The sequence below is a fragment of the Salipiger sp. HF18 genome, from assembly GCF_011806505.1.
In the GTDB taxonomy this organism is placed as follows: domain Bacteria; phylum Pseudomonadota; class Alphaproteobacteria; order Rhodobacterales; family Rhodobacteraceae; genus Salipiger; species Salipiger thiooxidans.
On the sequence record NZ_JAATOS010000193.1, the window covers coordinates 1 to 7239 of the forward strand.

At 67.5% G+C, this 7239-nt stretch carries 8 protein-coding genes and 1 pseudogene; 6 read left to right on the top strand and 3 right to left on the bottom strand.

From position 1 onward, the window contains the following. Both HC022_RS15395 and HC022_RS15400 read right to left on the bottom strand, forming a co-directional pair. Positions 1-383, bottom strand: a 383-nt coding sequence (locus HC022_RS15395; RefSeq protein ID WP_167453038.1) for an SRPBCC family protein, incomplete at its 3' end; no start/stop codon positions are given. Beyond that, positions 380-871: a DUF3280 domain-containing protein gene (locus HC022_RS15400; RefSeq protein WP_167453039.1), complete on the bottom strand. Its 492-nt coding sequence runs from the start codon at positions 869-871 to the stop codon at positions 380-382. The genes HC022_RS15400 and HC022_RS15395, both read right to left, overlap by 4 nt. A gap of 160 nt (positions 872-1031) precedes the next feature. Here HC022_RS15400 and HC022_RS15405 point away from each other — a divergent pair, with 160 nt between their 5' ends. From HC022_RS15405 to HC022_RS15430, 6 genes are all read left to right on the top strand, one after another. Further along, positions 1032-2219: an ABC transporter substrate-binding protein gene (locus HC022_RS15405; RefSeq protein WP_167453040.1), complete on the top strand. Its 1188-nt coding sequence runs from the start codon at positions 1032-1034 to the stop codon at positions 2217-2219. A gap of 9 nt (positions 2220-2228) precedes the next feature. Then, complete coding sequence (locus HC022_RS15410) at positions 2229-3200, top strand: YVTN family beta-propeller repeat protein (RefSeq protein ID WP_175583596.1); 972 nt, start codon at positions 2229-2231, stop codon at positions 3198-3200. 98 nt (positions 3201-3298) lie between these two features. Next, positions 3299-3553, top strand: coding sequence for a PepSY domain-containing protein (locus tag HC022_RS15415; RefSeq protein WP_008887359.1), 255 nt, complete (start codon positions 3299-3301; stop codon positions 3551-3553). A 71-nt stretch (positions 3554-3624) separates the two neighbouring features. Next, positions 3625-4590, top strand: coding sequence for an ABC transporter substrate-binding protein (locus HC022_RS15420; protein WP_167453041.1), 966 nt, complete (start codon positions 3625-3627; stop codon positions 4588-4590). Further along, positions 4587-5258: an ABC transporter ATP-binding protein gene (locus HC022_RS15425; RefSeq protein ID WP_254885107.1), complete on the top strand. Its 672-nt coding sequence runs from the start codon at positions 4587-4589 to the stop codon at positions 5256-5258. The genes HC022_RS15420 and HC022_RS15425 overlap by 4 nt, the downstream gene beginning before the upstream one ends. A 13-nt stretch (positions 5259-5271) precedes the next feature. Further along, positions 5272-5700, top strand: coding sequence for a hypothetical protein (locus HC022_RS15430; protein WP_089962517.1), 429 nt, complete (start codon positions 5272-5274; stop codon positions 5698-5700). A 54-nt stretch (positions 5701-5754) separates the two neighbouring features. Here the strand turns inward: HC022_RS15430 and HC022_RS15435 are convergent. Then, positions 5755-7239 (bottom strand): annotated as a pseudogene (locus HC022_RS15435) (lysine decarboxylase); the annotation flags it as partial.

Genomic DNA, 7239 nt, shown 5'->3' on the forward strand with positions numbered 1-7239 from the left:
CGCGCCGTCACCGTCAGATGCGACGAGTAGTTGGTCACCGGCAGCACCTCCACCGCGACATCGGTGATGCGGTAGGAATAGGTCATCTTCGACGCGTCGTACTTGTAGAGCACCTCGGCGATTTTCGGGCCCGCATCGCCCTGGTCCGAGAGATAGAGCACGCGGGTGGCGTCGATCTCGTTGCCGCCTTCGCCGGTCTGCGAGACCACGGCCGGGTGCCAGCTCATGTCCTGGAAATCGCCGATCACGGCCCAGACATCGGCGGGTTCGGCCGCGACCTCGACGCTCGTCGTCAGCTTCTGGCGGGTCGGCCCGTGGGCCAGCGCCGCGCCGGGAAGCAGCGCCGCGGCCGCCCCCGTCATCAGCAGGGTTCGTCTGTTCATTCTTCCTCCTCCTTGAAGAACGTGTTGTCGAGAATGTAGGTCATGCCGCGCCGCCAGCTCTCGTCCGTGTTGGACCGGATGTCGACGACGCGTCCCTTCACCATGTCGCCGGTCTCGGCGCTGCGCATCTGCAGGTTCATGGTCAGGATCAGGTTCGAGACCTTCTGCACTTCTCCCACCAGCGAGTAGTCCGCCCCGAGCTTGGTGGCCATGCGGGTGTCGCAGCCGTAGCACTTGGCAGGGTTGACGATCCGGTCGCGCTCGGTGGCGACCGGCTCCAGATCGGCGAACTCGTAGCCCTCGGCGGTGAACCGCGTGCGCACCAGATCCTCGAGCATGGCGATGCGGGCGATTTCCGCGGGATCCTGCCCCAGCTCGGCGGTCTGCAGCGAGCTGTCAAGGAAGGTGATCCCGAAGAACGCCACCGTCTCGCCGGCCGTGGCAGGGCAGGCGAGCGCCAGGATCAGAAGGGTTGCGCGGCTAAGCATCACATCTTCTTAGAAATTAAGAGTCGCGAACAATGGTGCCGCCGCTACCGTCATGACTGCAACCGATCCGGAAGTATCGGTTGGCAGAAACTGCGCGAGGATCGAGGTTTCAGGCCGTGGACGGGCTGGGAGGTACCGTCCAGATCATGGGAGGAAGATCGTGTCCAAGAGGATCGTGCCGCTGCTGGCAGCGGCCTGTCTTGCCGTCATCGCAGGCGGCGCCGAGGCGGTCGACGTGCGGGCGGGCGTGCTGCGGGTGGATTACCCCGCGCTGCTGCCGATCTCGCGCTACGACCTGCGCCCGGACGATCTGGCCTTCGCCGGGGCGGTGCTCGCGGACGAGGACAACGCCACCACCGGGCGCTTCATGGGCCACAGCTTCGAGACCACGACCCTCGCGGTGCCGCCCGAGGGCGCGACCGAGGCGCTGGCCGGGCTGCTCGACGATGGCGTCCGCTACATCGTCGTGGACGCGATGCGCGAGGAGCTGGCGGCGCTGTCGGACCAGGCGGCCGAGGCCGGCGCGCTGGTGTTCAACGCCCGCGCCGCGGACGTGGACCTGCGCAGCGAGAGCTGCCGTGCCAACCTCCTGCACATTGCGCCCTCCTACGCCATACAGGCCGAGGCGGTGGCCCAGTTCGCGGTCTGGAAGCAGTGGAAGCGCTGGTTGCTGGTCTCGGGCTCGAACCCCGCCGACCGTGCCCTGGCCGAGGCCTACCGCCACGCCGCCCGCAAGTTCGGTGCGCAGATCGTCGAGGAGCGCGAGTTCGAGGACACCGGCGGATCTCGCCGCACCGACAGCGGCCACGTGCTGGTGCAGCGCCAGCTGCCGACCTTCATGCAGCGGACCGAGCCGCATGACGTGGTGATCGCCGCCGCCGCCCCCGACTATTTCGCCGCCTCCCTGCCGTATCACCTCTGGACGCCGCGCCCGGTGATGGGCAGCGCCGGGCTGCGCCCCGTCACCATGCACGGCGCCCACGAGGCCTGGGGCGCGACGCAGTTCCAGACCCGTTTCGAGAAGCTCGCCCGCCGCCACGTGCAGGAAGAGGACTACAACACCTGGCTGGCCCTTCGGGTGCTGGGCGAGGCGGTGACCCGCACCGGCTCGGCCGATCCCGCGGAGATCGAGGCGTACGTGCTCTCAGACGCCTTCGAACTCGCCGCCTTCAAGGGGCAGAAGGTCGCCTTCCGCCCGTGGAACGGCCAGCTCCGGCAGCCGATCCTGCTTTACGACGGGCGCATCACCGTGAGCGTGAGCCCGCAGGAGGGGTTCCTGCACCAGGTCTCTCCGCTTGATACCCTCGGGCTCGACCGTCCCGAGTCCAGTTGCACCGCCTTCGACTAGGGGACCGACATGATCCGACCGCTTCTGACCGCCACGCTCTGCCTCGCCGCTTCCGGTGCCTTCGCCGGCAAGGCCTTTGTCTCGAACGAGCGCGGCAACACCATCACCGTGCTCGACACCGAGACCTGGGAGGTGCTCGAGGAGTTTCCCGGCGGCAACCGGCCGCGCGGCGTCACGCTCTCGCCGGACGGGACGCTGCTCTATGTCTGCGCCTCGGACGACGACACGGTGCGGGTCTTCGACACCGCGAGCTATGAAGAGCTCTACACGCTGCCCTCGGGCCCCGACCCCGAACTCTTCGTGATTCATCCCTCGGGCAACCCGCTCTATACCGCCAACGAGGACGACAACCTGGTGACGGTGACCGACACCGAGAGCCACAGCATCCTTGCCGAGGTGCCGGTGGGGGTCGAGCCCGAGGGCATGGCGATCTCGCCCGACACCAAGTGGGTGGTGAACACCTCCGAGACCACCAACATGGCGCACTTCATCTCGACCGAGGATTACGAGATCAAGCACAACGTGCTCGTCGACCAGCGGCCGCGCTACGCGGAATACACCGCCGATGGCACCCGGCTCTACGTCAGCGCCGAGATCGGCGGCACGGTGAGCGTCATCGACATCGCCGAGGACGGCACGCCGACCCTGCGCCAGAAGATCGGCTTCGAGGTGCCGGGGGTGCTGCCCGAGTGGCTGCAGCCGGTGGGCATCAGGACCACGCAGGACGGCAGCCGCATCTTCGTGGCGCTGGGGCCGGCCAACCGCGTGGCGGTGATCGACGGCGAGAGCCTTGAGGTGATCGACTACATCATGGTGGGGCAGCGGGTCTGGCAGATGGCCTTCACCCCCGACGAGAAGTTCCTCATCACCACCAACGGGAATTCCAACGACGTGACGGTGATCGACGTCGAAAAGGAAGAAGCGATCAAGTCGGTGCAGGTCGGCCAGCAGCCGTGGGGCGTGGCGATCACACCGAACTGATCCGGGCCACCTTCGCCTTTGGTCGAATGGACCGGGCGTGGCAGACACCGGAAGGTCGAGGCAACGGCGGCGCTGCCGCCAACGGGAGGAAAGACGACATGAGGACACTGGCAATCGGGCTGGTCGCGCTGTGCCTGGCGGCACCGGCGATGGCCGACGACATGGTCTCGGACGAGGCCAAGGAGAAGATCGCTGCCAAGCTGACCGAGATGAGATGCGAGGTCGATCCGGACGACATCGAGATGACCGACGAGGGCGGCTACGACCTCGACGACGTGATCTGCGAGGGCACCGGGCAGTTCGACATCGAGCTCGACGCCGAGTTCAACGAGGTGAACCGCCGGGCGGAATGACGGCGGCGCGGCGGCCCCGGCGCGCGGGGCCGTCGGCACGACGGCAGGCGCGCCTTTGGGGGGAGGGGACCATGAAGACATTCGTTGCAGCACTCGTCGCCGGTTGCGTAATCGCGGCCGGCGCCGTCGCGCAGGACCTGCCGGTGATCCGGGCCGCGACGCTCAAGATCGGCACCGTGAACTGGGAGCTGTCGACCATCACCGGGATGGGGCTCGACGAGAAGCACGGCTTCCATCTCGAGATGCAGCCCTACGCCGACAACGGCGCCACCCGCATTGCGGTCGAGGGCGACGAGGCCGACATGGCGGTGGCCGACTGGATCTGGGTCGCCCGCCAGCGCGCAGAGGGCAGGGATTACGTGGTGATCCCCTATTCCCGCGCCGTGGGCGGGCTGGTGGTGCCGCAGGACTCCGGGGCCGAGACGCTCCGCGACATCGCCGGTGGCAAGATCGGCATCGCGGGCGGGCCGCTCGACAAGAGCTGGCTGATCCTGCGCGCCTACGCGGCACAGGAATACGACATGGACCTGAAGGCCGAGACCGAGCAGGTCTTCGGCGCGCCGCCGCTGATCTTCAAGTCGGGGCTTGGCGGCGACTATGCCGGGGCAATCAACTTCTGGCACTTCCTTGCCAAGATGAAGGCCGAGGGCATGCGCGAACTGGTCTCTGTCGAGACCGCCGCCGAGGCGCTGGGGCTCGACCCGGACGTGCCGCTGCTGGGCTACTACTTCAAGTCGTCGTTCTTCGAGGCGAACCCCGGGCTGGCACAGGCCTTCTACGAAGCCTCGCGCGAGGCCAAGGACCTGCTTTCGGGCGATGACGCCGCGTGGGAAGCGCTGCGCCCGCAGATGAACGCCGGCAGCGACGCCGAGTTCGAGCAGCTCCGCACCGACTGGATCGCCGGCATCCCCGCGCGCGGCCCGGTGGACGGGGCGGCGGCCGACAAGCTGCTGTCGCTGATGGCAGATCTCGGCGGCGCCGAGCTCGTGGGCTCGGCCACCAGCCTGCCCGAGGGGCTCTTCGTGGAGGTGCAATGACGCCCGGGATACGGCAGGACGGGGCGCGCGTGGTGCCCCTGCGCCCGCTCAGGCACGAGGAGGGGGCGATCCGCGTGGACGTCCGCGCCAAGCACTTCGGGCGCACGCAGGTGCTGCGCGACGTGCATTTCTCGGTGTCGCGCGGCGAGACGGTGGCCCTGCTGGGTCCGTCGGGGATCGGCAAGTCGACGCTTCTGCGCATCGTCGCCGGGCTCGACCGCGATTTCGACGGCAGCGTCCAGCGTCCCGAGGAGATGGCCATGGTGTTCCAGGAGCCGACCCTGCTGCCGTGGCGCTCGGCGCTTCAGAACCTGCTGCTGGTGCATCCCGGCCTGACCCCCAGTGAGGCCCGCGCCGCGCTCGACCGGGTCGGGCTCAAGGGCCGCGAGGACGCCTTTCCGCGTGCGCTCTCGCTCGGCCAGCAGCGGCGGCTGGCGCTGGCCCGCGCCTTTGCCGGGCGGCCCCGGATGCTGATCATGGACGAGCCCTTCGTCTCGCTCGACCCCAGCCTTGCTAATGCCATGCTGTCACTGGCCGAGGATCTCATCGCCGAGCAGCGCCCGGCGACCCTTTTCGTCACCCATGCCAGAGCCGAGGCCGACCGCCTTGCCAGCCGGGTGCTCGAACTGCGCGGCACCCCCGCCACGCTTACCCCCCATCCGATCTGAAGGAGGTCATTCCATGAAGGCACCGCTTTTCGCGGCCGCGCTCGCCGTGCTTGCCATTCCCGCCAGCGCCCACGAGTTCGGCTTTGCCGGCGTCCTGTCGAATTCCAACAAGGGCGAGATGCCCGGCATCACGCTCTCGGTGGGCAAGCCGCTGACCGACGGGCCGATCGCGCTCAAGTCCGGGATGCTCTACGAGCTCGAGATCGAGGCCGACGGCACCGGCGAGCTGGCGCTCGAGGGCTCGGGCTTTTTCCGCGCGATCTGGGTGAACGAGGTGGTGGTGAACGGGCTCGAGATCCGTCCCTTCGGGCTGGAATCCGTCGAGTTCGACGAGGAGGGCACCATGGAAATCGAGTTCCTGGCGATCAAGCCCGGCCAGTATTTCCTCAAGATCCCCGGCTCCAAGGGCGAGAGCCAGCGCGTCGACATCACGATCCAGTAGACCGCGCGTCGAAATCCGCGGGGGCGCGCATGACACGTGCCCCCGCGGCAGAGCTCATTCGCCGACGCAATCGGCGAAGTAGCGGGTCTGCCCGTCCTCGCCTGTTTCCACCACCAGACCGTGGATGTCGGTCTCGAAGCCCGGGCATTCGCGCGCGAACTCGCGGTTGAAGCGCAGGTAGTCGACGATCTTGGTGTTGAACACCTCGCCCGGGATCAGCAGCGGGATGCCCGGCGGGTAGGGGGTCACGAGGCTGGTGGTCACGCGCCCCTCGAGATCGTCGATGGCGACCCGCTCGGTCTTGCGCCGCGCGATATGCGCGAAGGCATCCGAGGGCGTCATCGCCGGGCGGTGATCGCTGAGGTAGATCTCGGTCGACAGCCGCGCCACGTCGTACTTGGCGTAAAGCGCGTGCACGTGCTGGCAGAGGTCGTAGAGCCCCATCTTCTCGTACCGCGACTGCTTGGCGCAGAACTCGGGCATCACCCGCCACAGCGGCTGGTTCTTGTCGTAGTCGTCCTTGAACTGCTGCAGCGCCGCCAGCAGCGTGTTCCAGCGGCCCTTGGTGATGCCGATGGTGAACATGATGAAGAAGCTGTAGAGCCCGGTCTTCTCGACCACCACGCCATGCTCGGTCAGGTACTTCGACACGATCGAGGCGGGGATGCCGGTGTCGCCGAAGTTGCCCTCGATATCGAGCCCGGGTGTTATGATCGTCGCCTTGATCGGGTCGAGCATGTTGAAGCCCGGCGCCATGTCGCCGAAGCCGTGCCACGCATCCGCGCCCGAGCTCTCGACGCCCTCGCTGTCGGTCTTCTTGAGCTCCCAGTCGCGGGTGCGGCCGATGCCTTCCTCGGCCAGCTGGTCAGGGCCCCAGACCTTGAACCACCAGTCGTTGCCGTATTCCTCGTCGACCTTGCGCATCGCCCGGCGGAAATCGAGCGCCTCGTCGAGGCTTTCCTCCACCAGCGCGGTGCCGCCCGGAGGCTCCATCATCGCCGCCGCCACGTCGCAGCTCGCGATGATCGAGTATTGCGGCGAGGTCGAGGTGTGCATCAGGTAGCTCTCGTTGAAGAGATGCCGGTCGAGCTTGGTCTCCTCGCTGTCCTGCACCAGCACGTGGCTGGCTTGGCTGATGCCGGCGAGCAGCTTGTGCACCGACTGGGTGGCATAGGTCACCGAGTGCTTGGTGCGGCCCCGCTTGCGGCCCATCGAGTGGTAGCTGCCGTAGAACGGGTGGAAGGCCGCGTGCGGCAGCCATGCCTCGTCGAAGTGCAGGTTCTCGACCCAGCCGTCGAGCATCCGCTTGATCTCTTCGGTGTTGTAGAGAACCCCGTCGTAGGTCGACTGGGTCAGCGTCATGATCCGCGGCTGCACCGCGTCGGCGTCATAGCCCTCGAGCAGCGGGTTCTCGCGGATCTTGGCCTTGATGGTCTCGGGCTCGAACTCGGAATGCGGGATCGGGCCGATGATGCCGAAGTGGTTCCGCGTCGGGCGCAGGAACACAGGGATCGCGCCGGTCATGATGATCGAATGCAG

Excerpts from the sequence above, each read along its gene's own strand:
- HC022_RS15400 (WP_167453039.1), bottom strand. The coding sequence starts at position 871 with ATGCTTAGCCGCGCAACCCTTCTGATCCTGGCGCTCGCCTGCCCTGCC.
- HC022_RS15410 (WP_175583596.1), top strand. The coding sequence starts at position 2,229 with ATGATCCGACCGCTTCTGACCGCCACGCTCTGCCTCGCCGCTTCCGGT.
- HC022_RS15415 (WP_008887359.1), top strand. The coding sequence starts at position 3,299 with ATGAGGACACTGGCAATCGGGCTGGTCGCGCTGTGCCTGGCGGCACCG.
- HC022_RS15420 (WP_167453041.1), top strand. The coding sequence starts at position 3,625 with ATGAAGACATTCGTTGCAGCACTCGTCGCCGGTTGCGTAATCGCGGCC.
- HC022_RS15425 (WP_254885107.1), top strand. The coding sequence starts at position 4,587 with ATGACGCCCGGGATACGGCAGGACGGGGCGCGCGTGGTGCCCCTGCGC.
- HC022_RS15430 (WP_089962517.1), top strand. The coding sequence starts at position 5,272 with ATGAAGGCACCGCTTTTCGCGGCCGCGCTCGCCGTGCTTGCCATTCCC.